General features: G+C 36.7%; 4 protein-coding genes. All 4 read right to left on the bottom strand.

The features are described 5' to 3' along the window. Positions 1-313 (bottom strand): GxxExxY protein (locus ABIQ28_RS11780; RefSeq protein WP_348037531.1); only part of this gene is annotated, 313 nt, incomplete at its 3' end. A gap of 204 nt (positions 314-517) precedes the next feature. Further along, on the bottom strand, positions 518-1,507 hold the full coding sequence (locus ABIQ28_RS11775) for an acyl-ACP desaturase (RefSeq protein WP_348037529.1): 990 nt from the start codon (positions 1,505-1,507) through the stop codon (positions 518-520). Between the two features lie 12 nt (positions 1,508-1,519). Further along, positions 1,520-2,257, bottom strand: a complete 738-nt coding sequence (locus ABIQ28_RS11770) for a lysophospholipid acyltransferase family protein (RefSeq protein ID WP_348037527.1) — start codon at positions 2,255-2,257, stop codon at positions 1,520-1,522. Positions 2,258-2,964: 707 nt separating this feature from the next. Beyond that, a complete protein-coding gene (locus tag ABIQ28_RS11765; protein WP_348037525.1) occupies positions 2,965-3,375 on the bottom strand; it encodes a BrxA/BrxB family bacilliredoxin in 411 nt (136 codons plus the stop codon). Positions 3,376-3,721: the final 346 nt, after the last annotated feature.

The following is a 3,721-nucleotide window of genomic DNA, read 5'->3' as shown; positions in this document are numbered from 1 at the left end:
CTTCTATCTCTGTTGCTTTTAGATAATTTATAAGTTGGAATTCGTGTTCTTCACACAACGATTCAGCTGCCTTGATTTCAATAATTACGGCTTCAGAAACGATTAGGTCGGCAAAATAATCCCCAACTTGTTGTTGCTTATAATAAACAGAGATACGTTTTTGTTTTTCTACAAAAAGACCTAAGTTTCTTAGTTCTAAAAACATGGCATTTTCATATACTTTTTCTAAAAAGCCATAGCCTAATTGATTATAAACATTGTAGAAACACTTAATGATAAGATCCGTAGTTTCAGAATGTTTATAATTTTCCAAAATGCAATGGTTTTATCAATAAAGAAAGCACAAAAGTTATTGATTTCCTAAATATGGAACGCAGATGACGCTGATCTTTTATGATTTGAAATGATACCTATTAGAAGTGTAGTCAATTTCTACCTATAGACTATCTGTTATGATTTTTTGAAGATTAAAATCAGTGATAATCTGTTTCATCTGCGTCATCAGTGTTCTATCGTTTTATTTTAAAGTCGCCGGTTGCACCCATTTAAACTGATAAGAGTTCTCAGGAATTCTCATACGATCGGCCAAACGTTTCATGCGGTCTGGAAGTTTCATGAGATAGTCTCTTGCTTTTTCGCCGTCGTCTGAAAGATTTTTAATATTTCCTAAGTCCCAACGGTTAACCAGTTTTTCCAAAATGTCCACATAATCAGCAGACGTATAAACGCCAATACGTTGTGCAGTATTAGAAAATTCTTCAAACGCCGTACCAATTTTATCTCCGGATTCTCTTAAGAAATGCGCAGGCATGGTAATTTTTTGTTTCATCATCGTTTGAAACGCGACCATCATTTGGTTAGGATCTACGGCAAAAATACGCTCCACAAACTCAGAGTACGCGTGGTGGTGACGCATTTCATCACCAGCAATCATATTACACATTTTAAAGAGTTGTCTGTTGCCTTTCTCCTTCGCGATTTTTGCGACGCGGTTATGAGAAATATAAGTGGCCAGTTCTTGAAAACTGGTATAAATAAAGTTTTTATAAGGATCTCTGTCGGTGCCGATATCAAATCCATCGGCAATTAAATGCTGTGTGGTGATTTCGATTTCTTTCATGTTGACACGTCCTGATAAATACAAATATTTATTGAGGACATCGCCATGTCTGTTTTCTTCACCCGTCCAATGACGCACCCATTTTCCCCATGAATTTCGTCCTACCTGATCCACACCTTCCACATCCATTAACCAGGATTCGTAGGTAGGTAGTGCTTCTTCAGTGATCATATCGCCTACTAAAACCACCCAAAAATCATAAGGCAATTCTTTCGATAATTCGCGTATTTCCCTGACCTCATCATAAAACGAATCGCTTTCTGAATTCGGAAGAAAATCAGTCGGTTGCCAAATGCTATCAACCGGTATTAAGTATTTTTCAATGAGTGATTCAACGTCTTTCTCGAGATGCTGCATCACTTCCAAACGTATATTTTTTAATGACATCTTAGTTGAAATTTAAGGGTGAATATTTGAGGAAATCGTCTGTTCAACTGTTCGTATTAACTCTTCCATATCTACAAAGGTAGCAATTTTGAGAGGTTGATGTACCGTGAATTTTAAATGATTTCCAATTCCCATCGGAAATTTTCCATAACGCAACATTTTCCAGGAATTGTTAATACTGATAGGAACGATGATGGCTGACGGAGCTTTTTTGATCAAAATTTCTAGACCTTTGGTTTGAAAAGGCTTTGGAATACCGTTTTTACTTCGTGTGCCTTCCGGGAAAATAACGGCGGCATATTTGTTTTTTTCGATATACTCACCAAACTTCATAATGGCTGGTAAGGCTTGCCTCGGATTTTTTCGATCGATCAATACAGATCCGCCATGTCGTAAGTTATAGGAAACACTTGGAATGCCTTTGCCCAACTCTTTTTTTGAAATAAACTTCGGATGATGTTTTCGCATGTACCACGTAATAGGTGAAATGTCGTACATGCTTTGATGATTGGCCACGATGATCAATGGTTGGTCTGTAGGAATATCATAAGGATTGGTAAACGTAAAACGCGTGCCTAAAATATTAAGACAACGCATTAAAAAAAACTGAAGCCAATCTACACTGAGCTTATGGGCTTTATAACCAAAGAGATTTAAGCAAATCCATTGAATGGGATGGAATACAACAAGCGTGATTCCAAAACAAATTAAATATATAACCGTTAGAGGGTAAGCTAATATTTTTCTCATGTTGCAAAAATAATAAAAACTACTTCTAAAAACCTACTAATAGATAGCATTGCACCTATTGTTGCACAATCATGGGAAGACGACAGATTTACGATTGACACTCTCGAAAATCTGCTCAGGTTCTTTATCAAAAGTGCTTTCAATGTTGGTTCATAAGTCTTATTGGAATGATAATTAGATTGAAATATACTTATGAAAAACAGCAGACAGTCTTTATGCGGGTGTTTGTAAATTATGTCAGCGTGGAAAAGCTGATCATGAGAGAATTGAGTTGGGCAGTCCCGATTTGCACCATTTTACTGATAGGGTTAGCCTACTTGGTCTCTGAGTTTTTGGACATGCCATTGATGTTATTTAACCGATAAATTAAAAGCGAGTACAAAGCGTCCACATTAATTGCCAGTTAAGGAATTCATGAATCCATCACTTTACCAAGTTTAAAACCGTTTAAAGTCTTGTATAGTTTTCAAATTGGATTAGAATTAGGCGAGTTAGTTTTTAAAATTCTTGACACGAATTTCACTGCTTCTCACCAATTCACTCGCTTCTTAAGACAAATTATTTACTATATATTTCACGAATGCAATACGCTTTTCTGTTGTAGAAGGCAGACCTATTAAAACAAAAAAACCACGATAAACTTACCGTGGTTCTTTAAAAATTCAAAAGTAAAACTTCAAGCGCCGTGCTTCAAGCTTCTAACTTTTCTAACAATACTCGTTATAAGCATCTACTAAGTTTTCTGCAATCAATTCTGCAGGTCTTCCTTCAATGTGGTGGCGCTCTAACATGTGCACCAATTCGCCGTCTTTAAACAACGCCATACTTGGTGAGCTTGGAGGGAACGGTACCATATGTTGTCTTGCTTGATTGACAGCATCTTTGTCAACACCTGCAAAAACCGTTACGATATGGTCAGGATGTTTTGCGTTTTGGAGACTCATTCGTGCACCTGGACGTGCATTTGCTGCCGCACAACCACAAACCGAATTAATGACTAATAATGTTGTTCCTTCTTTTGCAATAGCTGCATCAACTTCTTGAGCGGTATGGAGTTCTTCAAATCCAACTTTGGTCAAGTCTTCTCGCATTGGTTTTACTAATTCTGCTGGATACATATATTTTAATATTAAAAATTAATAATTTGTCCCGAAGTTCAGGACTGCAAAGATACAAAAAAATGAACTTAGGGCGTCCTTTTGCCGTGGTGAGTTTTAATGATGGCATTTGTTTTCTCAATGGAAATTTACATAATAATTAAGGGTATAAAAAGATGAACTATACTATCTTTGAGATTCTAAAAAAAATAGATACATGGGTATTTCAAAATGGGTAGGTGCAGGATTAGGATGGTCTTTTGGAGGGCCAATTGGTGCTATTATTGGATTGGTAATTGGAAGTTTTATTGATTCCCAATCAGGCGATGGCGCGCCACTTTTAGGCGATTGGCAAACGAAACAAAAG

It is taken from the genome of Gelidibacter sp. (genome assembly GCF_039916245.1).
Classification (GTDB): Bacteria; Bacteroidota; Bacteroidia; order Flavobacteriales; family Flavobacteriaceae; genus Gelidibacter.
The sequence above is the reverse complement of the archived record's forward strand: the minus strand, read 5'-3'. Positions and strand labels throughout refer to the sequence as shown.

Excerpts from the sequence above, each read along its gene's own strand:
- ABIQ28_RS11770 (WP_348037527.1), bottom strand. The coding sequence starts at position 2,257 with ATGAGAAAAATATTAGCTTACCCTCTAACGGTTATATATTTAATTTGT.
- ABIQ28_RS11775 (WP_348037529.1), bottom strand. The coding sequence starts at position 1,507 with ATGTCATTAAAAAATATACGTTTGGAAGTGATGCAGCATCTCGAGAAA.
- ABIQ28_RS11765 (WP_348037525.1), bottom strand. The coding sequence starts at position 3,375 with ATGTATCCAGCAGAATTAGTAAAACCAATGCGAGAAGACTTGACCAAA.